At 61.3% G+C, this 22,305-nt stretch carries 26 protein-coding genes; 15 read left to right on the top strand and 11 right to left on the bottom strand.

What is annotated here, in order from left to right; genetic code table 11:
* Nucleotides 1–4 precede the first annotated feature (4 nt).
* Together trxA and hslV are read left to right on the top strand one after the other, a co-directional pair.
* Nucleotides 5–325 carry a thioredoxin gene (gene trxA / locus LOM8899_RS06605; protein ID WP_093991277.1) on the top strand — a complete coding sequence of 107 codons (321 nt, stop codon included), beginning with the start codon at nucleotides 5–7 and terminating at the stop codon, nucleotides 323–325.
* A gap of 126 nt (nucleotides 326–451) precedes the next feature.
* Nucleotides 452–1,006, top strand: coding sequence for an ATP-dependent protease subunit HslV (gene hslV, locus LOM8899_RS06600; RefSeq protein WP_093991276.1), 555 nt, complete (start codon nucleotides 452–454; stop codon nucleotides 1,004–1,006).
* On the opposite strand, the gene LOM8899_RS06595 is transcribed toward hslV, so the two are convergent.
* Complete coding sequence (locus LOM8899_RS06595) at nucleotides 1,003–1,254, bottom strand: BrnA antitoxin family protein (protein WP_093991275.1); 252 nt, start codon at nucleotides 1,252–1,254, stop codon at nucleotides 1,003–1,005. The two genes, hslV and LOM8899_RS06595, sit on opposite strands and share 4 nt — an antisense overlap.
* A gap of 141 nt (nucleotides 1,255–1,395) precedes the next feature.
* Between LOM8899_RS06595 and hslU the strand changes: the two genes are divergently transcribed.
* The gene (gene hslU / locus LOM8899_RS06590; protein ID WP_093991274.1) at nucleotides 1,396–2,703 is read left to right on the top strand and encodes an ATP-dependent protease ATPase subunit HslU; all 1,308 of its coding nucleotides are present in this window, start codon (nucleotides 1,396–1,398) and stop codon (nucleotides 2,701–2,703) included.
* Between the two features lie 108 nt (nucleotides 2,704–2,811).
* Nucleotides 2,812–4,032 carry an MFS transporter gene (locus LOM8899_RS06585; protein WP_093991273.1) on the top strand — a complete coding sequence of 407 codons (1,221 nt, stop codon included), beginning with the start codon at nucleotides 2,812–2,814 and terminating at the stop codon, nucleotides 4,030–4,032.
* Here LOM8899_RS06585 and LOM8899_RS06580 read toward each other — a convergent pair.
* The 3 genes from LOM8899_RS06580 to LOM8899_RS06570 are packed head-to-tail and all read right to left on the bottom strand — an operon-like array spanning nucleotide 4,015 to nucleotide 6,343.
* Nucleotides 4,015–4,623, bottom strand: coding sequence for a Smr/MutS family protein (locus tag LOM8899_RS06580; protein ID WP_093991272.1), 609 nt, complete (start codon nucleotides 4,621–4,623; stop codon nucleotides 4,015–4,017). The genes LOM8899_RS06585 and LOM8899_RS06580 overlap by 18 nt on opposite strands.
* A complete protein-coding gene (gene mltA / locus LOM8899_RS06575; protein WP_093991271.1) occupies nucleotides 4,623–5,684 on the bottom strand; it encodes a murein transglycosylase A in 1,062 nt (353 codons plus the stop codon). The genes LOM8899_RS06580 and mltA overlap by 1 nt, the downstream gene beginning before the upstream one ends.
* Nucleotides 5,681–6,343 carry a Tim44/TimA family putative adaptor protein gene (locus LOM8899_RS06570; RefSeq protein WP_093991270.1) on the bottom strand — a complete coding sequence of 221 codons (663 nt, stop codon included), beginning with the start codon at nucleotides 6,341–6,343 and terminating at the stop codon, nucleotides 5,681–5,683. The genes mltA and LOM8899_RS06570 overlap by 4 nt, the downstream gene beginning before the upstream one ends.
* A 109-nt stretch (nucleotides 6,344–6,452) precedes the next feature.
* On the opposite strand from LOM8899_RS06570, the gene LOM8899_RS06565 reads away from it, so the two are divergent.
* Together LOM8899_RS06565 and secB are read left to right on the top strand one after the other, a co-directional pair.
* Nucleotides 6,453–6,941 carry an FxsA family protein gene (locus tag LOM8899_RS06565; RefSeq protein WP_093991269.1) on the top strand — a complete coding sequence of 163 codons (489 nt, stop codon included), beginning with the start codon at nucleotides 6,453–6,455 and terminating at the stop codon, nucleotides 6,939–6,941.
* A gap of 76 nt (nucleotides 6,942–7,017) precedes the next feature.
* Entirely contained in the window at nucleotides 7,018–7,539 is a 522-nt protein-coding gene (secB, locus tag LOM8899_RS06560; RefSeq protein WP_093991268.1) for a protein-export chaperone SecB, read from the top strand.
* A 3-nt stretch (nucleotides 7,540–7,542) separates the two neighbouring features.
* Here the strand turns inward: secB and dnaQ are convergent, their stop codons facing one another.
* The 4 genes from dnaQ to LOM8899_RS06540 are packed head-to-tail and all read right to left on the bottom strand — an operon-like array spanning nucleotide 7,543 to nucleotide 10,247.
* Nucleotides 7,543–8,229, bottom strand: coding sequence for a DNA polymerase III subunit epsilon (gene dnaQ, locus LOM8899_RS06555; RefSeq protein ID WP_093991473.1), 687 nt, complete (start codon nucleotides 8,227–8,229; stop codon nucleotides 7,543–7,545).
* Nucleotides 8,222–8,821, bottom strand: coding sequence for a dephospho-CoA kinase (gene coaE / locus LOM8899_RS06550; protein WP_093991267.1), 600 nt, complete (start codon nucleotides 8,819–8,821; stop codon nucleotides 8,222–8,224). Before coaE ends, dnaQ begins: the two co-directional genes overlap by 8 nt.
* A complete protein-coding gene (locus tag LOM8899_RS06545) occupies nucleotides 8,818–9,651 on the bottom strand; it encodes a shikimate dehydrogenase (RefSeq protein ID WP_093991266.1) in 834 nt (277 codons plus the stop codon). Before LOM8899_RS06545 ends, coaE begins: the two co-directional genes overlap by 4 nt.
* Nucleotides 9,648–10,247 (bottom strand): Maf family protein, encoded by a 600-nt coding sequence (locus tag LOM8899_RS06540; protein ID WP_093991265.1) that lies wholly within the window; start codon nucleotides 10,245–10,247, stop codon nucleotides 9,648–9,650. Before LOM8899_RS06540 ends, LOM8899_RS06545 begins: the two co-directional genes overlap by 4 nt.
* Nucleotides 10,248–10,663: 416 nt before the next feature.
* On the opposite strand from LOM8899_RS06540, the gene hemJ reads away from it, so the two are divergent.
* The 7 genes from hemJ (at nucleotide 10,664) to LOM8899_RS06505 (ending at nucleotide 18,029) form a co-directional block, all read left to right on the top strand.
* Nucleotides 10,664–11,113 carry a protoporphyrinogen oxidase HemJ gene (gene hemJ / locus LOM8899_RS06535; RefSeq protein ID WP_093991264.1) on the top strand — a complete coding sequence of 150 codons (450 nt, stop codon included), beginning with the start codon at nucleotides 10,664–10,666 and terminating at the stop codon, nucleotides 11,111–11,113.
* Between the two features lie 129 nt (nucleotides 11,114–11,242).
* Nucleotides 11,243–12,514 (top strand): transcription termination factor Rho, encoded by a 1,272-nt coding sequence (rho, locus tag LOM8899_RS06530; protein WP_093991472.1) that lies wholly within the window; start codon nucleotides 11,243–11,245, stop codon nucleotides 12,512–12,514.
* 30 nt (nucleotides 12,515–12,544) lie between these two features.
* Nucleotides 12,545–13,828 (top strand): tRNA uridine-5-carboxymethylaminomethyl(34) synthesis GTPase MnmE, encoded by a 1,284-nt coding sequence (gene mnmE, locus LOM8899_RS06525; RefSeq protein WP_093991263.1) that lies wholly within the window; start codon nucleotides 12,545–12,547, stop codon nucleotides 13,826–13,828.
* A gap of 15 nt (nucleotides 13,829–13,843) precedes the next feature.
* A complete protein-coding gene (gene mnmG, locus LOM8899_RS06520) occupies nucleotides 13,844–15,721 on the top strand; it encodes a tRNA uridine-5-carboxymethylaminomethyl(34) synthesis enzyme MnmG (RefSeq protein ID WP_093991262.1) in 1,878 nt (625 codons plus the stop codon).
* Nucleotides 15,718–16,332 (top strand): 16S rRNA (guanine(527)-N(7))-methyltransferase RsmG, encoded by a 615-nt coding sequence (gene rsmG / locus LOM8899_RS06515; protein ID WP_245820453.1) that lies wholly within the window; start codon nucleotides 15,718–15,720, stop codon nucleotides 16,330–16,332. The genes mnmG and rsmG overlap by 4 nt, the downstream gene beginning before the upstream one ends.
* On the top strand, nucleotides 16,325–17,122 hold the full coding sequence (locus tag LOM8899_RS06510; RefSeq protein ID WP_093991261.1) for a ParA family protein: 798 nt from the start codon (nucleotides 16,325–16,327) through the stop codon (nucleotides 17,120–17,122). The genes rsmG and LOM8899_RS06510 overlap by 8 nt, the downstream gene beginning before the upstream one ends.
* 19 nt (nucleotides 17,123–17,141) lie before the next feature.
* The gene (locus LOM8899_RS06505; protein ID WP_093991260.1) at nucleotides 17,142–18,029 is read left to right on the top strand and encodes a ParB/RepB/Spo0J family partition protein; all 888 of its coding nucleotides are present in this window, start codon (nucleotides 17,142–17,144) and stop codon (nucleotides 18,027–18,029) included.
* On the opposite strand, the gene hemW is transcribed toward LOM8899_RS06505, so the two are convergent.
* From hemW to rph, 3 genes are read right to left on the bottom strand one after another with little or no spacing between them, the layout of a single operon-like run.
* Nucleotides 18,026–19,183, bottom strand: coding sequence for a radical SAM family heme chaperone HemW (gene hemW / locus LOM8899_RS06500; protein ID WP_370739301.1), 1,158 nt, complete (start codon nucleotides 19,181–19,183; stop codon nucleotides 18,026–18,028). The two genes, LOM8899_RS06505 and hemW, sit on opposite strands and share 4 nt — an antisense overlap.
* A gap of 1 nt (nucleotide 19,184) precedes the next feature.
* Nucleotides 19,185–19,793: an RdgB/HAM1 family non-canonical purine NTP pyrophosphatase gene (rdgB, locus tag LOM8899_RS06495; protein ID WP_093991258.1), complete on the bottom strand. Its 609-nt coding sequence runs from the start codon at nucleotides 19,791–19,793 to the stop codon at nucleotides 19,185–19,187.
* A gap of 3 nt (nucleotides 19,794–19,796) precedes the next feature.
* Nucleotides 19,797–20,504, bottom strand: a complete 708-nt coding sequence (gene rph, locus LOM8899_RS06490; RefSeq protein ID WP_093991257.1) for a ribonuclease PH — start codon at nucleotides 20,502–20,504, stop codon at nucleotides 19,797–19,799.
* Nucleotides 20,505–20,637: 133 nt separating this feature from the next.
* Here rph and hrcA point away from each other — a divergent pair, with 133 nt between their 5' ends.
* Nucleotides 20,638–21,702, top strand: coding sequence for a heat-inducible transcriptional repressor HrcA (hrcA, locus tag LOM8899_RS06485; protein ID WP_093991256.1), 1,065 nt, complete (start codon nucleotides 20,638–20,640; stop codon nucleotides 21,700–21,702).
* 15 nt (nucleotides 21,703–21,717) lie between these two features.
* Nucleotides 21,718–22,275, top strand: coding sequence for a nucleotide exchange factor GrpE (locus tag LOM8899_RS06480; protein WP_093991255.1), 558 nt, complete (start codon nucleotides 21,718–21,720; stop codon nucleotides 22,273–22,275).
* The last annotated feature ends 30 nt before the right edge of the window (nucleotides 22,276–22,305 follow it).

Raw genomic sequence — 22,305 nt, 5'->3', positions numbered from 1 at the left:
CCCAATGGCAACAGTTGCTGTCACAGACGCCACTTTTGATGCCGAAGTCCGCCAGTCCGATATCCCCGTCGTGGTGGATTTCTGGGCCGAATGGTGCGGCCCCTGCAAACAGATCGGCCCGGCCCTCGAAGAGATCTCCGAAGCCTACGAAGGCAAGGTCAAGGTCGTGAAGGTCAACGTCGACGAAAATCCTGACAGCCCGGCCCAGATGGGCGTGCGCGGCATCCCTGCCCTGTTCATGTTCAAGGACGGCGAAGTCGTCTCGAACAAGACCGGCGCCGCACCCAAGGCCGCTTTGGAAAGCTGGATCAAGCAATCCATGTGACCCGGCGCGTCGACCAGGTCGACGAAGCCAACCACCGACAAAGGCGCCCATTGCGGCGCCTTTTTCATGCCCGGCGTTGCAGGACGGCCTCCGCACCCGCATATAGGGGCAAAGCGAGGATCAAATATGGCCAAACAAGAATTTCCCGGATGGCACGGCACCACGATCATCGGCGTGCGCAAAGGCGGCAAGGTGGTGATCGCAGGCGACGGACAGGTGTCGCTCGGTCAAACCGTGATCAAAGGCACCGCCCGCAAGGTGCGGAGGATCGCCCCCGGCGGGCATCAGGTGATCTGTGGTTTTGCCGGATCGACCGCCGATGCCTTCACCCTGCTGGAGCGGCTGGAAAAGAAGCTGGAGGCGACGCCCGGCCAGTTGGCCCGTGCCAGCGTCGAGCTTGCCAAGGACTGGCGCACCGACAAATACCTGCAAAAGCTCGAAGCAATGCTGATCGTTTCCGACGGCAAGGAGCTGCTCGTGATCACCGGCGCCGGCGACGTGCTCGAGCCAGAGCATGACGTCACCGCCATCGGCTCGGGCGGCAACTACGCGCTCGCCGCCGGCCGCGCGATGATGGAGACGGACCTGTCCGCCGAAGACGTGGCCCGCAAATCCATGGCAATCGCCGCCGACATCTGCGTCTACACCAACGGCAATCTGACCGTCGAAACCATCGGCTAGGGGCGGTCTTTCCGGGCGTGCATATAGCTGCGAAGCACCGCATTCATCCGGGTTTGATAGCCCTTCCCTTCACTCTGGAAAAAGGAAAGCACATCGGCATCCACGCGCAATGAAATCATCTTCTTGCGGCCAGACGCCTCCGCCGGCACTTCATCCCAGTCCACCAGAGGGACCTCGGGCTCGGGTGGTTCGGGCGGGGTCTCAGGGGCCGCACCGGATGGCGGCAGTTTCCGTAACACCTTGCGCATGGGCAAATTCACCGGACGACAATCAAACCATTGGAGTCACCAAAGAATACGCCGTTGTATATACAACCTGTCAACACCAACATCTATCGTGGAAGTGGCACGATGCCCCCACAGGTAGAGTTGAGGCAAAAGGACAACACCATGACAGACCTCACCCCCCGCGAGATCGTTTCCGAATTGGACCGGTTCATCATCGGGCAGAAAGACGCCAAACGGGCCGTCGCCGTCGCGCTCCGCAACCGCTGGCGGCGCAAGCAGCTTGGCGACGATCTGCGCGACGAGGTGTATCCCAAGAACATCCTGATGATCGGCCCCACCGGCGTCGGCAAGACCGAGATCAGTCGCCGCTTGGCCAAACTCGCGCGTGCGCCGTTCATCAAGGTCGAGGCGACCAAATTTACCGAGGTCGGCTATGTCGGCCGTGACGTCGAGCAGATCATTCGCGATCTCATCGAATCCGCCATCATCGAAACTCGGGAGTATATGCGCGACGACGTGAAGGCCGCCGCGCAGAAGGCCGCCGAAGAGCGGGTGATCACCGCCATCGCCGGAACCGACGCCCGCGACGGCACCCGCGACCTGTTCCGGCGCAAGCTCAAGACCGGCGAGCTGGACGACACGATCATCGAACTGGAGCTGCAAGACACGTCCAATCCGATGGGCGGGTTCGAGATCCCCGGCCAGCCCGGCGGCATGGGCGGGATGATGAACCTAAGCGACCTGTTCGGCAAAGCGATGGGTGGCCGGACCGTGAAAAAGAAGGTCACAGTCGCAGACAGCTACGACCTGCTGATCGCGGACGAGGCTGACAAGCTGCTCGACGACGAAACCGTCACCAAGGCGGCGCTCGAAGCGGTCGAGCAGAACGGCATCGTCTTTCTCGACGAGATCGACAAGGTCTGCGCCCGCGCCGACGCACGAGGCGCCGATGTCAGCCGCGAAGGGGTTCAGCGCGATCTGCTGCCCCTGATCGAAGGCACCACCGTCAGCACAAAGCACGGCCCGATCAAGACGGACCACATCCTGTTCATCGCCTCGGGCGCGTTCCATGTGGCCAAGCCGTCCGATCTGCTGCCCGAATTGCAGGGTCGCCTGCCCATCCGGGTCGAGCTGCGGGCGCTTACCGAAGAAGACTTCGTGCGCATCCTGACCGAGACGGACAACGCGCTCACTCGGCAATACACCGCGCTGATGGGCACGGAAGACGTGATCGTCAGCTTCACCGACGACGGCATCGCCGCCCTCGCCAAGATCGCCGCAGAGGTCAACGAAGCGGTCGAGAATATCGGCGCGCGCAGGCTCTATACCGTGATGGAGCGAGTGTTCGAGGATCTCAGCTTCAACGCCCCCGACCGGGGCGGTGAGGAAGTCACCGTCGACGCCGCCTTCGTCGAAACCCATCTGGGCGAACTCAGCCGCTCGACAGACCTCAGCCGCTACGTGCTGTGACCCAAAATCCCGTCCGGTTGCGGCAAATCGACCGCCAGCCGGACGGGATCTGACGCGTTCCGCCACAAAGCGCTTCCCTTTTCCGCGATCTGGTGAAACCGATAGGAAATGCGAATTTTGCGTTTCCTTGCGGCCAACTGGGCCTTTCTTCTGGCCGGCGTGCTGCTGTCGTTCACCTCCTCATTCGGGCAAACCTACTTCATCTCGCTCTTCGCCGGCGAGATCATGGAGAAGTTTGCCCTGACCGACGGACAATGGGGCGCGATCTACACTCTGGGCACAACTGTATCGGCCATGGTGATGATCTGGATGGGCGGGCTGACCGACACCTTCCGGGTCCGCGCCCTCGCCCCAGTCATCCTGATCGGCTTGGCGCTGACGTGTCTGTTGATGGCGTGGATTCCAGCGGCGTGGATGCTGGTCCCGGTCATCTTTGCACTGCGGTTCTTCGGGCAAGGGATGCTGGTGCACCTCTCGGTCGTGGCCATGGCGCGGTGGTTCGTCGCGACGCGCGGGCTGGCGCTGTCCATTTCGGCCACGGGTTTCGGGATCGGGCAGGCCATCCTCCCGGTGATCTTCGTCTCGCTGCTCACTTGGGTCGCGTGGGAACGGCTTTGGATCGTCGCCGCCGTGATGGTCGTCGTGGTCTTGCCGATCATCGCCTACCTCTTGCGGCTGGAGCGGACGCCGCAATCCATCGCCGAGGAATCCGATGTGACCGGCATGAACGGCATGCATTGGACTCGAAACCAGATGCTGCGGCACCCGCTGTTCTGGTTTCTCGTGCCGCTGCTGCTCGGGCCGCCGACATGGGGCACCGCGCTGTTCTTCCAGCAGGTGCATCTGACACGGGTCAAGGGCTGGGCGCTCGTCGATTTCGTGGCGCTCAATCCGCTGTTCATCGTGGTCGCGACGCTGGCGACCTTCGGCGCGGGTTGGGCGATTGATCGGTTCGGGACCGGGCGGATGATCCCCTTCTATCTTCTGCCCTTCGCCGCATCATTCGGGGTAATGGCCGAAGCCCCCACGATCCCCGTCGCCGCTTTGGGCCTCTGCCTCTTTGCACTCGGAGCCGGGATGCAGGCCACCGTCCCGAATGCGTTCTGGGCGGAATATTACGGCACCCGGCATGCCGGATCGATCAAGGCCGCAGCAACTGCAATCATGGTTCTGGGCACGGCACTCGGGCCGGGGATCACCGGATTTCTCATCGACCGTGGGATCGATTTCCCCGATCAGATGTGGGCCATCGCGTTCTACTTCCTTTTCGCCGCGCTGTGCGCCGCCATCGGGATCAAACGCGCCGGACCGCTAGCGGCCACGGCGTAGATAAACGTAGTAGGCTCCGTGACCGCCGTGCTTGAGATGAGCCGGCGTCACCTGCAGGATCAGCGGGCGCAGCGGCGCCAGGTTCAACCATTGCGGCACCTGATGGCGCAAAACCCCGTGGCGAACCGGCATCGGGGCCTCATAATCCTTGAGCTTGCCCTTGCCGGTGATCACCAGAACCAGGCGCAAGCCGCGGGAATGTGACGACAGGATGAACCCGGTCAACGCAGGATGTGCCTCGGCCAGCGTCATGCCGTGTAGATCGATCCGGGCTTCGGGGACCAACTTGCCCTTCTTGAGCTTGCCAAAATGCTTGGCATCCATCTGGACAGGCGCCTTGCCCATCTGCTCGGCCAGCCCCGGGATAAGGTCGTGGTTGCGGCTGTGATCGGCCTTCTGGCCGACACGGAATTGCGGCAAGGGATCGGCGGCAAAGTTCTGTTTCGGGGCCGGAACAGGGTCAGGCTTCGACGGCTCGGGCATCTTGGGCGTTTTGGCTGAGGGCCGGCGTTGGTCGAGTGGCTTTGCCTGCCGCGCGACAAGGTTCCACAAGTCCCGTTCCTCGGGCGATAGATGCCGGGGCCTGCGCATCAGCCGTCTGCCAATCCATCTAGGCCGTCGGCTCCCAGTACGTCTGGCAGCATGGCATAGGCCCGCTGGATCGGCATCAACACGACCATGCGACCGGGATCGCGGATACGACCGGCCTGGCGGCCGGCCTCTCGGCCAGTGCCGAAAAAGATATCCGCCCGCTGCGCGCCCTTTATCGCAGAGCCGGTATCCTGCGCAATCATCAGTCGGTTCATCGGGGTCTCGCCCGCCTTCTCGATCCAGACCGGCGCGCCCAGCGGAACAAAGGCCGGATCGACGGCCACGGTGCGCAAGGTCGTGATCGAGCGGTTCATCGCCCCCAAGGGGCCAAGCTCGGCCGGCACCTCGGACACCTCGCGAAAGAACACGTAGGACGGGTTGGTCCAGAGAAGGGCCTGCCCCTCGTCCGGATTGCGGGCCACCCAGGACCGGATCACGTCGGCCGAGACCTGATGCCACTCGTAAATGCCGCGGGCGACCAGTTCGGCCCCGATCGAAGAATAGAGATGGCCGTTGAAACCACCGTATCCCACGCGCAACATCGACCCATCCGAAAGGCGAACGCGGCCAGAGCCTTGAACCTGCAGGAAGAACAGGTCGACCGGGTCTTCCAGCCATGCGATCTCGAGGCCCTGACCGGCCAGCGCACCTTCGTCGATCTCCTGGCGGGTCAACCAAGGCCCCTCCGGCATGTCCGAAGGCACAGCATAAAGCGGATAGCGGAAACGGGCATCCGGGGATCGGGATCCGGGCAGTTCAGGCTCGAAATAGCCGGTGAACAGAGCGGGCTCGTCGTCCTCGATCAGAACCGGCTTGAAGAATAGCTCGAAGAACGAGCGGGCATCGTCGGCCTCCTTGGCAATGGCGCAAAGGGATTGCCAATCCTGGCGACGCATATCTCCGCAAGTGACCGAAAATGCGGCAAGGGCCTCGGATGGATCATCCTCCGCCCAGCCCGACAGTTGCTCGAATTCCAGAAGAGTGATCTTGGGCTCGGCCACGGCATTTCCAGTCCAAACGAGTCCTGTGAGGACCGCCGCCGCACAAGACCCGAAGTTCATTCGCCCGTGGCGACGAGGATCCAGTTCGGATCGTCACTGCCCATCGTGCGGGCAAAGGTCCAGATATCCTTCTGGCGTTTGATCGCATTCGGGTTGCCGTCGACGATCTCTCCGGCCCGGTCGCGAACAACCTCCGTCAGCTCTCCGACGAACTTGATGGTCATCTCGGCTTCGCGGGTGGTGCGGTCAAAGGTCACATCACGAACGCCAAGCTCGCTGATGCCGACGAACGTGGCCTGCACGGTCATGCCCTCTGCCTCGCGGGCCTCGAGCACGCTGGCGAAGGCGGCATAGACGTCCTCGGACAGGAACGGCTTCACGCTGGCCATATCGCCGTTCTCAAACGCCATGAGGATCATCTCATAGGCACCACGGGCACCCTGAAGAAACTCGCGGACGTTGAATGACGGGTCAACGCCCTTCATCCCGGACAGAGCTTTGGCAGCGTCGCTGCCCTCCTCGACATGATCGGTGATGTCGCGGTCCGGGCCACCTTCGATGACCTCTAGATCGGGGCCAGCACGGCGCCGGGACTTTTCGGGCGGCGCGATCGGGGGCTTTTCAAAACCCTCGCGCGTTCCCAGCACGCTGCGCAAACGCAGAATGAGAAAAACCGCGATTCCGGCAAGCACAAGCAACTGGATAATCGGTGAATTCATGGACGCCTCTTTACGACGGGCATAGTAAACCGTCATTGATTACCTATGTAGGGCTTGGGTGCGGTCAAGTCCACCACGCCCAGTGATACTTCATTGGAGGGCCCTCGAAATGTGGCTGTTCTTTGCCTTTTTGGCAGTACCGTTGATCGAAATCGGTCTTTTCATCCAGGTTGGCGGATGGATCGGGCTCTGGCCAACGCTGCTGATCGTGGTCCTGACGGCCATCGCCGGCACCGCTCTGGTGCGCTCGCAGGGGGCCAAGGCTCTGGGTGACATGCGGCAATCCTTCTCGGAGTTGTCCGACCCGACCGAGCATCTGGCACACGGGGCCATGATCCTCGTCTCCGGGGCGCTGCTGCTGACACCGGGGTTCTTCACCGATGCGGTCGGTTTTGCCTTGCTGGTGCCGGGAGTAAGGCTCTTCGTGATGCGCAAGCTGAGGGAACGGATCAAGGTGCAGTCCTTCACCATGGGGCAGGGCGCTCCGGGCGACATGCACCGGCGACGGCCGGACGACCGGGTCATCGACGGCGAATACGAAGAGGTACCACCGCGCAAGAACCCGACGCACGAACCTTCCGGTTGGACCAAGCACTGATCCGAGCAGGCATTGAGGCGCGGTGCGCGGCCTGCTAGACGGTGTGCCAAACAGACATTCGTCAGGGAGAACACAGATGTCCGACGCACCAGAAACCAACGGCGCTGCGAAGCCCGATGCGGCTGCCGCAGCCCAGCCCAAGATCACCCAGCGCGTGATCGCGCAGTATATCCGCGATATGTCGTTCGAGAATGTGCTCGCGCAGAAGGGGCTGCAAGGCAACATTCAGCCCGAGGCTTCGGTTCAGGTCAATCTCGATGCGCGCAAGCGTGGGGCCGACAATCAGTATGAAGTGATCACCAAGATCAAGGTGACGTCCAAAGCCAAGGAATCCGGCGATACGATCTTTCTGCTCGAGCTGGAATACGCCGGTGTCTTCGTGATCGAAGGCGTGCCGGAGGAGCAGATGCACCCCTATCTGCTGATCGAATGCCCGCGGATCACATTCCCCTTCGTGCGGCGGATCGTCAGCGACGTGACGCGGGATGGCGGCTTCATGCCGATCAACCTCGAAAACATCGATTTCCTTGCACTTTATCGCAACGAACTGGCCCGGCGGGCCCAAGAAGCACAGGCCGGCAAACCCGCACAGGCTTGAGGCTCAGAGCTTCGTCCAGACAGCGTCGTCGCCCAGTTTCGCCACGAATTCGGCATGGGCGGCGGCTTCCTCCTCGGTCAGGCGCGAGGGGAGCGGTTGCGGCCTCGGGCGCGGACGCCAGCTGCCGGCGGTCGCTGTTTCACCCTTGGTCTGTTCCGGGGCGAGCACCAGATCAGGCTGACGGCCACCGATCAATTCCAGATAGACTTCCGCCAGGATTTCACTGTCGAGCAGGGCGCCGTGCAGGGTGCGGTTCGAGTTGTCGATGTTGAACCGGCGGCACAGGGCATCGAGCGACGCGGGCGATCCGGGAAACCGCCGGCGGGCAATCGCCAGCGTATCGAGGGCCTGATCCATCGGCAGTTGCGGCCGGTTGAGCCAGCGCAATTCGGCATTCAGGAATTTCATGTCGAACGAGGCGTTGTGGATCACCAAGCGGTCCGCACCGATGAATTTCACGAAAGCATCCGCAATATCCGCGAACAGCGGCTTGTCGCGCAGGAAATCGTCGCCCAATCCGTGCACTTCAAACGCCTCCTGCGGCATGGAGCGTTGGGGGTTGATGTATTGGTGATAGGTGCGGCCGGTCGGGACGTGGTTGATCAGTTCCACGGCTCCGATCTCGACAATGCGGTCACCCTCTTCGGGGTCGAAGCCCGTGGTTTCCGTATCGAGGACGATTTCACGCAGTTGCATCGGGCAGGCTCTCTTTGATTTGGGCCAGGATTTCCCGGACAGAGGCGCGAGCGCCATCCATAGTCAGGGAGCTGACTATATAGTCGGCCCGCGCCCGCTTGTCAGCGTCCGGCATCTGGCGCGACAGGATCAGGTCAAGCTGCTCTCTCGTCATGCCGGGCCGGGCCATCGCACGGGCCTCCTGCACCTCGGCGGGGGCACTCACGACGACAACCGCATCCATCCAACGCTCCGATCCTGTTTCAAACAGGAGCGGCACGTCAAAGAGGGTGATGGGCGCCGTGGAATTCTCGGCAAACAGGGCACGGTCCGCAGCGACCAGCGGGTGCACATGACGCTCGACCCATGCCAAGGCATTGGGATCCTCAGCGATACGTTGCTTGATCAGCTCGCGGGACACTTCTCCGTCGCGCACGACGGACGGCATGGCGTCCTGCAGGACTTTGACTGCAGCGCCGCCCTTGGCATAAAGGCGGTGAACGGCGGCGTCGGCGTCCCATACAGGGACACCTTCATCGGCAAACATCTGCGCTGTGGTCGATTTGCCCATACCGATAGAGCCGGTCAGGCCAAGACGAAACGTCATGACAACATCTCCTGTCTCACAAGATCGTCGACCTCCGGACGGCGACCGAACCACCGTTCGAAACCGGGCACACCCTGGTGGATGAGCATACCAAGACCATCGACCGTGACACAGCCCGCCGCCTCGGCCTCCTGCAACAGCTTGGTGCGAAGCGGCGTATAGACCAGATCGGTCACGACGGTGCCACGGCGCAACCCGTCAAGAGGGACACGGAACTCGGCGGCACCGGTCATGCCGAGCGACGTGGTGTTGACGACCGTGGTGGCATCCTCGAGCATATTGCCCGCCTGCACCCAATCGACCACGGTAATCCGGGAGCCGAAATCGTGCCGGAGCGTTTCTGCCTTGGGGCGGGTCCGGTTGGTGAGATAGATCTCCTTGGTGCCCGCCTCGATCAGCGATGAAATCACCGCGCGGGCAGCACCACCGGCACCAAGCACAGCGGCAGGTCCGGCGCTGGGATCCCAATCCGGCGCACCCTGTCTGAGATTGGCGAGGAATCCGTAACCATCTGTATTATCGGCATAAATCCGTCCATCTGCGCCAAATGCCAATGTATTCGCCGCGCCGATCAGCGTGGCGCGGTCGCTCACCTGATCGGCGATGGACAACACCGAGACCTTGTGCGGGATGGTAACATTTGCCCCGACAAAGCCCATCTTGGGCAAGGCACGGATCACGCCGGGCAGGTCGGCCTCTGTCACATGAAGCGGAACGTAGTCGCCGGCGAGCCCGTATCGGGCAAGCCAGAACTTGTGGAGCTTTGGAGATCTCGAATGCGAGATCGGACAACCGATCACGCCAGCGAGGGGGATGATGGAATGGGTCATGACGATACTGTCCCGCGCAATTGAAGATATGACAAGAGGTCGAGCAGGGGCAGGCCGAGAACGGTAAAGTAATCTCCCTCCACGCGAGAGAACATGCGAACACCTTCTTGTTCTAGTTTGTAGGCGCCGACGGCATGACGGATGCTGTCCCAGTTGCGGCTCACGTAGTCCGCGATCCAGTCGTCGGACATGGCGTGCATGGTCAGGCGGACGGTGCCGACGTGACGCCAGATCGGCTTTGCATCCTGATAAAGAACGACAGCGGACAAGAGGCGATGGGTCTTGCCCCGCATCGCGGTGATCTGGTCAATGGCGGTGTCCGGGCTGTCGGCTTTGGACAGGAGCGCGCGGTCGAATTCGAGAACCTGATCGCAGCCGATGACGATGGCTTCGGGATGGCGGGCAGCGACCTTGGCGGCTTTCATTTCAGCCAGCGTATCGGCAATATCGCGGGGTGAGGCGGCCTCGGCGAGAAGGGCGGCCTTGATCGCCTCCTCGTCCACGCGGGGTGTTTCGGTGGTGAAGGTCAGACCGGCATTCCGGAGCAACGTCGCACGGATCTGGGAGCCGGAGGCAAGGATCAGGGGTTCGGACATGTGGACAACTCTGCGGGCAAATCTGAGGACATCGGGCGGATGATTTTGGGGGTAAGGTGACGGCAGGCGCGACAGGGGGCAAGAGCTGTATACCATTGAGCACAAATCGGCGGTTTCGCGGAAGATATCCACTGTGGAGAAGGATAAAATCGGAGTGTTGATGCTTTTATATTGGCGCGAGAGTCAATGGACCGATGTTGGATTTGTAAAAGCCGAGACGAAAATTTTATTTCCTGTCTTCAGTGGGTTAGAAGTGTCCAGATTGATTCTCTGTCGTCGTGACAAATTTCTGGAGCTGTGGATAAAGCATTGGATGAATCGGTTTTCAGAGACTTATCCAGTGGCCTAATACATCATCATCTTTTCTTTTCTTTTTATTTATTAAAGGTAAAGAGATCTGGAAAAAGGAACGACCGATGCTCGATGCGCTGATGACATTCTATCCCTGGATCAAGGCGCTTCACATCATGTCGGTGATCGCCTGGATGGCGGGGATGTTCTACCTGCCACGGCTGTTTGTCTATCACGCAGAGAAAGCGACCGCAGGATCGGAACTGGATCTCACGCTCCAGACGATGGAGGAAAAGCTGCTACGGGTGATCATGAACCCGGCGATGATCGCGACATGGGTGTTCGGACTGATCCTCATCGGGCTGGGAGCCTTTGACTGGGGGGCTGTGTGGTCTTGGGCCAAGCTCGCGGCGGTGCTGGGCATGAGCGGGATGCACGGATGGCTGGCGGCGCGGCGCAAGGAGTTTGCGGCGGGGACGAATACCCGGACGGGCCGGACCTACCGAATGATGAACGAGGTGCCGACGGTGCTCATGTTCGTCATCGTGATCGCCGTCGTGGTGCGACCGTTCTGAGGCGGATATTGACTCGGATGGTCAGTTGGCTTAGCTGAGAAAAGCCGTCCCGTCCGGGAACAGCGGCGCTTCACGATGAAAAATTTGCCCAAGACGACCCGTTTGATCGGGTTGCATCAGGATATTGCCATGTCTCTCGACCGTCTGAACCTTGCCGACCTCAAGGCCCAGAGCCCCAAGGATCTGTTGTCTCTCGCCGAAGAGCTCGAGATCGAAAACGCATCCACCATGCGCAAGGGCGACATGATGTTTGCCATTCTGCGCGAGCGAGCGGACGAAGACTGGGTCATCGGCGGAGACGGTGTTCTCGAAGTGCTGCAGGACGGGTTCGGGTTCCTGCGGAGCCCCTCGGCGAACTATCTGCCCGGTCCGGATGATATCTATGTTTCGCCGGACATGATCCGTCAGTATTCGATGCGGACAGGGGACACCGTCGAAGGCGTGATCAAGGAGCCGAACGACAACGAGCGGTATTTCGCGCTTGTGACCGTGGAATCGATCAACTTCGAGGACCCGGAAAAGGCCAAGCACAAGGTCGCCTTCGACAACCTGACACCGCTCTATCCCGACGAGCGGCTGAAGATGGAAATCGACGATCCGACCGTGAAGGATCGGTCTGCGCGGATCATCGATCTCGTGGCGCCGGTGGGCAAGGGGCAGCGGTGTCTGATCGTTGCGCCGCCGCGGACGGGTAAAACCGTGCTGTTGCAGAACATCGCCAACTCGATCGAGAAGAACCACCCGGAGTGCTATCTGATCGTTCTGTTGATCGACGAGCGGCCCGAAGAAGTCACGGACATGCAGCGGTCGGTCAAGGGTGAGGTCGTGTCCTCGACATTCGACGAACCGGCCACGCGGCACGTAGCGGTGTCCGAGATGGTGATCGAAAAGGCAAAGCGGCTGGTCGAGCACAAGCGTGACGTCGTGATCCTGCTCGACTCGATCACCCGGCTCGGCCGGGCGTTCAACACCGTCGTACCGTCCTCGGGCAAGGTGCTGACCGGTGGTGTGGACGCGAACGCTCTGCAACGACCCAAGCGGTTCTTCGGTGCGGCGCGGAACATCGAAGAGGGTGGATCGCTGACGATCATCGCAACCGCGTTGATCGACACCGGAAGCCGAATGGACGAAGTGATCTTCGAGGAATTCAAAGGCACGGGTAACTCCGAGATCGTTCTGGACCGGAAGGTGGCCGACAAGCGGGTCTTCCCGGCGATGGACATCCTCAAATCCGGCACGCGGAAAGAAGAGCTGTTGGTGGACAAGTCGGATCTGGCCAAGACCTATGTGTTGCGTCGGATTCTGAACCCGATGGGCACCACCGACGCGATCGAATTTCTGATCGGAAAGCTGCGGCAGACCAAGACGAACTCCGATTTCTTCGACTCGATGAACACCTGAGTTATTATTTAATAACAAAGGCTTAAATCAATGGATACGATCTTTGCCTTGGCTTCGGCGCAGGGGCGTGCGGGCGTTGCCGTCATCCGAATTTCCGGACCAGCGGCCCGCGAGGCGCTTGTGCCACTGGTCGGGGATCTGCCCGTCGCGGGACGGAGCCTTCGGAAGGTTCGGGGTCCGGACGGTGAGGTGGTCGACGAAGCCCTCGTGTTGAGCTTCGCCAAGGGGCAGAGCTTCACCGGCGAGGCTGTGGTTGAGCTGCAATTGCATGGCAGCATCGCGATCGTCGACGCCGTGCTACGGCTTCTGGCGGATCGGCCCGGGCTGCGGCAGGCCGAGGCGGGCGAGTTCACACGACGGGCGCTGGAGAACGGGCGACTTGATCTGGCGCAGGTCGAAGGTCTGGCCGATCTGATCGACGCGGAAACCGAAGCGCAACGGCGGCAGGCGATGCAGGTGTTTCAGGGAGCACTAGGCGATCTGGCCACGATCTGGCGTCAAAAGCTGATCCGAGCGGCCGCCCTCATTGAGGCGACGATTGATTTCGCAGACGAAGAGGTGCCAGTCGACGTGACACCCGAGGTCACAGAGCTTCTTCGGGATGTGATGACCGACATGAAGGCGCAATCCGACGGTGTGCGTATGGCAGAGCGGGTGCGCGACGGGTTCGAAGTCGCGTTCGTTGGCGCGCCCAACGTCGGCAAGTCGACATTGCTCAATCGGTTGTCAGGACGTGAGGCGGCGATCACGTCCGAGATCGCGGGAACGACACGCGACGTGATCGAAGTGCGGATGACGTTGGACGGACTGCCTGTGACGCTACTCGATACGGCCGGCCTCCGTGATGCCGGGGACTCCGTCGAGGCAATCGGCATAAACCGGGGCAGGGAGCGGGCGATGGCGGCCGACATGCGGATTCACCTCGTGCTTGCAGGCGAGGCACCGTCCATGCCGGTCGAACCAGGCGACCTGATCGTCGTGGCGAAGTCGGATGTGAATACGGGTGCTGGGCTGACCATTTCGGCTTTGACGGGTCAGGGCGTCGATGAGCTTATTGAGGCCATCGGCGTAGAACTCAGCGGTCGAACCGCGATGATTGGCGCGGCACTGCGGGAGCGGCATCGCATAGCGATGGTCGAGGCAAGGGGGCATCTGGACGTCGCGACGAGCTTGCTGCCGAATGCGATTGAACTCGCCGATGTTTTGGCAGAAGAACTGCGCTCCGGGATCAGATGCGTCGACTCACTTGTCGGGCGCGTCGATGTCGAGGATATTCTTGGCGAGATCTTCAGTAGCTTTTGCATCGGCAAGTAGGCTTGGCAGTTAGGAGTGTTTCACGTGAAACAATTGGATTTCGACGTGATTGTCATTGGTGGTGGCCACGCGGGTTGTGAGGCGGCGGCTGCTTCGGCGCGAGCTGGGGCCAAGACCGCGCTGATCACTTTGCACTCCGCATCCATCGGAGTGATGTCCTGCAACCCGGCGATCGGCGGCCTTGGTAAAGGGCACCTCGTTCGCGAGATTGACGCGCTGGACGGTGTCATGGGGCAAGTGGCGGATTTCGCCGGAATCCAGTTCCGCTTGTTGAATCGGCGCAAGGGGCCAGCGGTGCAGGGCCCCCGTGCACAGGCCGACCGCGCGCGGTACCGGGCTGAGATGCAACGTCAGATGGCGCGCCTTGAAAACCTGTCGATCATCGAAGGCGAGGCGACGGATCTAATCATGGCCGGCGATGTCGTCCGTGGAGTCATTCTGGGCGACGGCGCTGAAATCAGCGCCCGCTCGGTGGTCCTGACGACGGGAACATTTCTTCGCGGCGTCATACACATCGGCGATGTTTCGTCGCCCGGTGGCCGAATGGGCGAACAACCGTCGATCAAGATGGCTGAGCGCATGTCCACCTTTGGGCTGCCGCTTGGCCGGCTGAAAACCGGAACACCACCCCGGCTCGACGGGCGGACAATCGATTGGTCGGGGCTCGAGATGCAAGCGGGCGACGATGAGCCGACGCTGTTTTCCTTTATGGGAACATCAGTTCAGGCACGGCAGATCTCTTGTGGTATCACCCACACCAACGAACGAACGCACGACATTATCCGGGCAAACCTAGATAGATCCGCCATGTATGGGGGCCATATCGACGGAATCGGCCCGCGCTATTGCCCCTCGATCGAGGACAAGATTGTCCGGTTTGGGGATAAGGACTCCCATCAGGTCTTTCTCGAGCCAGAGGGCTTGGAAGACTCCACCGTCTACCCGAATGGCATCTCAACCTCGCTTCCAGAGGACGTGCAGGAAAGCTACGTTCGATCTCTCCGCGGGCTGGAGAATGCCGTCATACTACAGCCGGGCTACGCCATCGAATATGACTATGTCGATCCCAGAGCACTGACGCCCGCGCTCCAAGTCAAGACCGTGCCCGGGCTCTATCTGGCCGGGCAGATCAACGGCACGACCGGTTACGAAGAAGCGGCGGCGCAAGGGCTGGTCGCTGGCCTGAACGCCGCCCGCGCGGCGAAGGATGCAGAGCCCTTTCATTTCAGCCGCGCTACCTCCTATATCGGCGTCATGATTGACGATCTCATCTCGCGGGGCGTATCCGAACCCTACCGGATGTTCACCTCGCGGGCAGAGTTCCGGCTTTCGCTGCGCGCAGATAACGCCGATCAGCGGCTGACCGAAACCGGACGTGAGCTCGGGTTGGTTAAGGAGGATCGTTGGTCGCACTTCTCCGCGAAAACAGAGCAGCTGAAGGCGGCCAAGTCCCGGCTCGACGCCGTGAGCGTCACCGCACGCGAATTGGCCGGGCAGGGGATCAAGATCAATCCCGACAAGGAACGGCGGACCATGACGGAGGCGCTTGCATTGAGCGACGCCGAATTCTCTCATCTCATTGCTTTGAATGCAGAGCTTGGAGATATTCCAATATCCATTCAAGAGCAGCTCAAGCGCGATGCTCTGTACGCAACGTACGTGGCGCGTCAGCAAAAAGACATCGACACGCTTCAGCGCGAAGAACATCAGGAAATACCAGCAGATTTCACCTATGACGACATTTCCGGCCTCTCGACGGAGTTGAAAACCAAGTTGACGCGAGCTCGACCTGCGTCCCTCGGCCATGCCGCGCGGATCGATGGAATGACGCCGTCGGCGCTTCTGCTCCTCTCGGCCAAGCTAAAGCGGCAATCTGTGGCGAAACTGGCATGAGCGAACCAAAGCGCATGTTGCTTCCCGGCTGGGATGTTTCACGTGAAACAATGGCAAAGCTGGAGCAATACGGTGATCTGATCCGCAAATGGACGCCAAAGATTAATCTCGTTGCCCCCGCAAGCCTTCCCGACCTATGGGAACGGCATATACTCGATTCCGCTCAACTGCTGCCCTTGGCGCCCACAGCGCCAAAAACATGGACCGATCTCGGCAGCGGAGGGGGGCTACCAGGCATCGTCATCGCGATTCTGTCCCCGGACACCGAAGTCACTCTAATCGAAAGCGATCAACGAAAAGCCGCGTTCTTGCGAACCTGCACCCGCGAACTGGGGCTCTCCGCCACAATCCGGCCAAATCGCATCGATGAGGTCGCGCCGTTAGGTGCCGACGTGGTGACCGCACGGGCGCTGGCCCCATTGCCAAACCTCCTGCCGTTGGTCGCAAGACACCTCGCACCCGACGGAATCGCACTGCTGCCAAAGGGCAAGAACGCACAAACTGAAATAGACGACGCTCGTGCTGACTGGGGCTTTGACCTTCAGACCCACACCAGCCATACCAATCCCGAAGCGACCATCCTGCGCCTAGAAAGGATCACTCGTGCCTGACCTCATCGCTCTGCGCAGCGCCAAAATTCTCGCCGTGGCCAATCAGAAGGGCGGTGTTGGCAAGACCACAACTGCGATCAACTTGGGCGCAGCCCTCGCTGAGTCCGGTCGCAAGGTGCTATTGATCGACCTCGATCCCCAGGGGAACGCGTCCACAGGCCTCGGGATACCGGCCGAAGAACGCGAAGTGACGACCTACGATTTCGTGCTGGGCGACGCCGGCCCCACCGAAGCCATTCAGGACACCAACGTCAAAAACCTGAAAATCATCCCTGCCACGACCGATCTGAGCTCCGCTGATATCGCCCTTATCGCAAACGAAAAGCGCAGCTTTCTGCTGCACGATGCACTCCGCGGCCCCGACATGGAGCCCTTTGAGTTCGACTACATCCTGATCGATTGCCCGCCATCGCTCAATATCTTGACGGTCAACGCCATGGTCGCCGCACACTCCATCGTCGTGCCGCTGCAAACCGAATTCTTCGCGCTCGAAGGTCTGAGCCAGCTCATGCTCACTCTGCGGGAAGTGCGGCAAACCGCGAACAAGGACCTGCGCATCGAAGGCGTGATCCTTACGATGTATGACCGGCGCAACAACCTGTCCCAACAGGTCGAGGCCGACGCCCGCGACAATCTCAAGGATCTCGTGTTCAAGACCGTGATCCCGCGCAACGTCCGGCTCAGCGAAGCGCCATCCTTCGCCATGCCCGTGCTCGACTATGACAGCGGATCGCGCGGAGCCTCGGCCTACCGTGATCTTGCCGCCGAACTCATCGCCCGCGAACGCTAATACCGGAAAGGATCCTCCCATGGCCGACAAAACCAACCGCACCCGTGGTCTCGGACGCGGCCTTTCCGCGCTCATGGCCGACGTCACACCCGAATCCGATGCGCCGGACGCACCGCGTCGTCCCGATTTGCGTGTGCCGGTCGAGAAGCTTCTGCCAAATCCGGATCAGCCCCGGCGAACCTTCCGAGAAGACGCGCTCGACGATCTCGCGGCCTCCATCCGCGAAAAAGGCATCATCCAGCCGCTGATCGTCCGGCCCGACCCGAATATCGAAGGCAGCTACCAGATCGTTGCCGGCGAGCGCCGGTGGCGTGCCGCTCAGCTCGCACAATTGCACGAAGTGCCGGTCATCCTGCGCGAATACACGGATACAGAAGTCCTCGAAGTCGCGATCATCGAAAACATCCAGCGGTCCGATCTCAACGCAATCGACGAAGCCGCCGGCTACAAGCAGCTCATGGATCGCTTCGGCCACACTCAGGATCAGCTCGGCACCGCCCTCGGCAAAAGCCGAAGCCACATCGCCAACCTGATGCGTCTACTCAATCTGCCCGACGACGTGCAGTTCTACGTCGTCGACGGCTCTCTCAGCGCCGGTCACGCCCGCGCGCTCGTTGGCCATCCAAAGGCCAGCGAACTGGCCCGCCGCATCATCACCGGAAAGCTCTCCGTCCGTGAGGCCGAGAAACTGGCAAAGACAGACGGAACAGAGCCAAAGAAGGCCCCTGCCCGCGAAAAGCCCCGCAAAGACGCCGATACAATCCAGATCGAGCAAGAACTCGCAGCGACCCTGAACATGGGTGTCAGCATCGAGCAGCAGCCTGACAAAGAGGGCGGGAGCCTGATCCTGCGCTATCGGAATCTCGAACAGTTGGACGACTTGCTCAGGGCGTTGTCGGGCGGCTAGGCGCCCAACAACCGCCGCAAAACCGCGTTCAAAACGGGCCGGCCCGCCTCGGTAACCCAAAGCCGCCGGTCGTCGGTCTCAATCATACCGATTTCGCGCAACGCATTGATATTGAAATCAAAAGAGTCGCCCGCCAACGCCTCCAAACGGTCAAGCCGAACCCCTTCCCGCAACCGAAGGCCCATCATCAGGAACTCCGCCACGTGATCCTCACGGGTGAGCGGTTCACGCAGGTCCTCGCCAGACTGCAAAGTCGCCACCCGCCGAAGCCATTCAAGCGGCGCCTTGGGCGCCTCTGTCGCAAATCTGACACCGTCCAACGTGACCCGGCCATGCGCGCCCGGTCCGATGCCGACATAGTCACCACCCTGCCAATAGATCAGGTTGTGACGACTCTCGCAGCCGTCTTTGGCGTGATTAGACACCTCATAGGAAGAGAACCCCGCCGCGGCCGTGACCTCCTGCGTCACCTCCCACATATCCGCCGAGCGGTCCTCATCCGGCAAGCCGCGCAAACGGCCTGCGGCAAACCGATCGCCAAACGCCGTGCCGTCCTCGATGGTCAATTGATAGAGCGACAGGTGATCGACCGCCATATCCAGCGCCTGTCGCAACTCGTCACGCCACGCCTCGACCGTCTGACCCTGCCGCGCATAAATCAGATCAAAGCTCACCCGGTCAAACACGTCCCGCGCAACCTCGAAGGCCGCCATCGCGTCGGCAACCGAATGCAGACGGCCCAGCGCCTTCAGATCCGGATCGTTCAACGCCTGAACGCCCATCGACACACGGTTGACGCCCGCGTCGCGATAGCCCGCGAACCGGGTCGCCTCCACGCTCGTGGGATTGGCCTCCAGCGTAATCTCGACGTCATTGGCCATTGGCCAGGCGTCGCGAACCGCGTTGAGTACGGCCTGAACGACAAACGGCTCCATCAGGCTGGGCGTGCCGCCGCCAAAGAATACCGACCGCATGACGCGGCCCGGCGTCTCTCCCGCGACGCGCCTGATCTCGCTCACATAGGCCTCGGCCCACCGGTTCTGATCGATCTGCGCCACCACATGGCTGTTGAAATCGCAATAGGGGCATTTCGACTGGCAGAACGGCCAATGGACATAGAGTCCAAAGCCGCCGTCCCGCCAATGATCTGTCAGATCAGGCAAAGCAGCCCTTCACCAGCTTGGCAAAAGCATCAGCGCGGTGGCTGATCTTGTTCTTTTCCCAGCGGTCCATCTCGCCAAAGGTGATGTCATAGCCTTCCGGTTGGAAAATCGGATCATAACCATGCCCCTGATCGCCGCGCATCGGCCAGACGATACGTCCGGGCATCTTGCCCTCGAACACTTCGTCGTGACCGTCGGGCCAAGCCAGCACCAGCGTGCAGCAGAAGGTCGCCGTCCGGGGCTCCGGGGCGCCGGCAGCTTCCAGTTCGGTCCACGCGCGGGTCATCGCCATCACGAAATCCCGGCCATTCGGTGTCTCCGCCCAATCGGCGGTATAGACGCCGGGCGCACCGCCCAGACCGTCAATGGTGATCCCGGAATCGTCCGCAAGGGCAGGGAGACCCGTCGCCTGTGCCGCCGCATGCGCCTTGATCCGGGCGTTTCCGATGAAGTTGTCCTCGGTCTCATCCGGCTCTGGCAGGCCATGATCCGCGTTGGATGACAACGACACACCGAACGGAGACAGCAAGTCCGCGATCTCCTCGAGCTTGCCCGCATTATGGGTCGCGACGATCAGCTCCTTCTCCTCAAAGCGGCGCATGGATCAGGCCACCGCCGCCAATTGGGCGGCGCGAAGCTGCACACAGCCCTCCGTCGCCAGATCAAGCAGACCGTCCATCTGCTCGCGGCTAAAGGTCGAACCCTCGGCCGACATCTGCACTTCGATCAGCTTGCCGCCGGTCATGACGAAATTGCCGTCCACGCCCGCTTCGCTATCCTCGGGATAGTCGAGGTCCATGACCATCTGGCCCGCATAGATACCACAACTCAGGGCCGACACGGGCTCGATCAGCGGATCGGATGTGATCAGACGGGCCTTCATCAACTTGTTGACCGCCAGCTTCAGGGCGACCCAACCACCGGTGATCGACGCGCAGCGTGTGCCGCCGTCGGCTTGGATCACGTCACAGTCGATGGTGATCTGACGCTCGCCCAAGGCAACGCGATCGACGCCCGCGCGCAAGGAGCGGCCAATCAGGCGCTGGATCTCTTGGGTGCGACCGCTCTGGCTGGTCTTGGCCTCGCGGCGCATCCGGGTGTTGGTGGCCCGGGGAAGCATGCCGTATTCGGCGGTCACCCAGCCAAGCCCGGAATTCTTCATGAAGGGCGGCACCTTTTCGTCGATAGACGCGGTGCACAGCACATGGGTGTGGCCCATCTTGATCAGGCAAGATCCTTCAGCATGGCGGTTCACGCCCACTTCGATCGACACTTCGCGCATTTCGTTGATCTGACGGCCGGATGGACGCATGGTGAAACCTCTCTGAATTGTGTTGGGCTCGGGATACGTGGGGCAGGGGCCGATGCCAAGCCCGTTCGGCATATCGCATTGACCCCGGCGCACTTAAGGCTTTAATTGGCTCGCCCCCCAGACAGGCAGAGAAATGGAAAACAAGCCGCCCCGAATCGAAGAGATGAACGACCGGTCCCGCGAGGTCTTTCGCCGGGTCGTCGAGGGCTATCTTGAAACCGGCGCCCCGGTCGGATCGCGCACGCTCAGCCGAACGCTGTCCGAACAGGTCAGCGCGGCCACGATCCGCAACGTGATGAACGATCTGGAATACCTCGGGCTGTTGGGCAGCCCCCATGTCAGCGCCGGGCGGGTGCCGACGCAGATGGGGCTGCGGATGTTCGTCGACGGTTTGCTCGAGGTCGGAGATCTGGCAGGCGACGACCGGGCCAAGCTCGATCAGACGATGGGCGACAACGGCGGCGACGTGTCGACGCTGCTCGACCGGATCGGCTCGGCGCTGTCCGGTGTCACGAACGGGGCGAGCCTCGTTCTGACGCCAAAACACGAAGCGCCGATCAAACATATCGAATTCGTCTCGCTCAGCCGCGAGCGGGCACTCGTCGTGCTGGTCTTTGCCGACGGGCACGTGGAAAACCGGATCTTCGCGCCGCCGCCGGGGCAAACACCGTCGTCCATGCGCGAGGCCGCGAACTTCCTGAACGCCATCGCCGAAGGTCGGACGCTCAGCGAGCTGAGCGGTGCGATCAGCGCCGAGATCAGCAAACGCAGGCAAGAGATCGACGGCCTCGCCGCCGCTCTCGTCGAGAACGGGCTGGCCACGTGGATCAATCAGGGTGAACAGGGCGAACGACTGATCGTCCGGGGGCGCGGCAACCTGCTCGGCAAGGACGAAGACGGGGCTGATCTGGATCGAATCCGTACGCTCTTCGACGACCTCGAACGCAAGCGCGATATCGCCCAGTTTCTGGAACTCACCGAGGAAGGCGAAGGCGTTCGCATTTTTATTGGCTCCGAGAACAAACTCTTTTCACTTTCGGGTTCCAGTCTCGTCGTTTCTCCTTATATGAACGCCGACCGAAAGATCATCGGGGCGGTCGGAGTGATCGGCCCCACCCGTCTCAACTATGGGCGCATCGTGCCCATCGTGGATTATACAGCGCAACTGGTCGGCAGACTCCTGTCCGACCGGACCTGAAGGAAAGAAGTGACAATGGCAGAGCGTGACGCAGAACCTCAATCCCTTGATGAAATGGCCGCAGAAGCTGACGCCATCGAGGCGGAACAGGCCGAAGAAGGTTATGACGAACTCGAGGCACTCCGGGCCGAGCGCGACGAATTGAAAGACCGTTTTATGCGGGCGCTGGCCGATGCCGAGAACACACGCAAGCGGGCCGAGCGAGATCGGCGCGAGGCCGAGAACTACGGTCCCTCACGCATGGCCCGCGACATGCTGCCCGTCTACGACAACATGCGCCGCGCCCTGCAATCGGTGACCGAAGAGCAGCGCGAAGCGCAAGCGGCCCTGATCGAAGGGATCGAGCTGACCATGCGCGAGCTGATCAGCGTCTTTGGCAAGCACGGCGTGCAGCCCATCGTCCCGGAAGTGGGCGACAAATTCGATCCGCAGACGCATCAGGCGATGTTCGAGGCACCTGTTCCCGGCACCAAAGCAGGCGACATCATCCAGGTGATGACCGAAGGCTTCTGGCTCCACGACCGGCTCTTGCGGCCGGCGCAGGTCGGCGTTTCGTCGACACCTGCCTCCTGATCGGATCGGTGGGGAATACCCCACCGTTCG

Source organism: Flavimaricola marinus (assembly GCF_900184895.1).
GTDB lineage: Bacteria > Pseudomonadota > Alphaproteobacteria > Rhodobacterales > Rhodobacteraceae > Flavimaricola > Flavimaricola marinus.
Note: the sequence above shows the minus strand (reverse complement) of the source record. Positions and strands in the feature narration are given on the sequence as shown.